Source organism: Nocardia cyriacigeorgica (assembly GCF_029868385.1).
In the GTDB taxonomy this organism is placed as follows: domain Bacteria; phylum Actinomycetota; class Actinomycetes; order Mycobacteriales; family Mycobacteriaceae; genus Nocardia; species Nocardia cyriacigeorgica_F.
Map to the genome: position 1 here is coordinate 1 of NZ_JARWNX010000001.1, position 1,003 is coordinate 1,003.

A 1,003-nucleotide genomic window follows, 5' to 3' on the forward strand; every position below is an offset into this window, starting at 1 on the left:
ACCGTGAACCCCGACGGTTCCCGATCGAACGTGCGTCAGCATGGTGGCCAGACGCCGTTCATCCGCAACAGTCTGGTGATCCAGGACGGGGAGCGGCTCACGACCGTGCACGGCGGTACCGCGGACACGCCGTTGTCGGTGTTGGAGCCACCCACCGATGATGGCCCCGCCGTCTACTGGGCCGGCGATGCCGTGGTGGCCGGTGAGTTCGTCGAGATCGCCTATCGGCGCTACCGGCCGACCGGGCTTCGTGGCGACAAGAGATCCGACGGGCTGGTCATCGCGCGGTTCGACGCCGCGGAACCGGCCCAACCCATCGATGTCACCGTGCGGGAATCATCGTGGGGCGTGTCATGGGGATCGGCCATCTGCCGTACCGACGGCTACACCTACGTGTACGGCGGGCACGATCATGGCAGGGGCCAACGAAACCTGCGCATCGCCCGTGTCGCGGGTGACAGTCTGCTGGGCGATTGGGAGTACTACACCGGCGACAACGGGTGGAGCGCCGACGAGCGTGCCGCAGTGGATCTGATGCCCGGAGTGGCCAACGAGTTCAGCGTTGTCCACTTCGCTGACCGGTATCTGCTCGTCACCAATGACGGGACCGAAATCTATAGTGCCGATATCGTCGCGTACGCCGCACCGACACCGCTCGGGCCGTTCGTGGACAAGACGGTGCTCTACACCACACCCGAAACCGGCCTGTACGGAACATACAGCGACCCGAACGCAAACACCTACAATGCGCTCGCGCATCCACATCTGGATCGTGGCCGGGGTGGGCTTGTCGTGTCGTACAACGTCAATTGGGCGGTGCCCGCCGACTGGCCGCCGGAACGTCGCCCCGAACTGGTTCTCGACGACGTCAGCCTCTACCGCCCCCGCTTCCTGACCGTCCGCTTCGACACAGGCCAGAGCACCGATACCTCACCCGATCAGACCCAAGACACCGAAACAACCAATTCGTCCACCCCCACTGGGTCCGATCCCGGCACCCGCC

At 65.0% G+C, this 1,003-nt stretch carries 1 protein-coding gene; it reads left to right on the forward strand.

The features are described from left to right. Positions 1-30: 30 nt before the first annotated feature. A partial coding sequence (locus QH168_RS00005) for a DUF4185 domain-containing protein (RefSeq protein WP_280232230.1) occupies positions 31-1,003 on the forward strand: 973 nt, incomplete at its 3' end.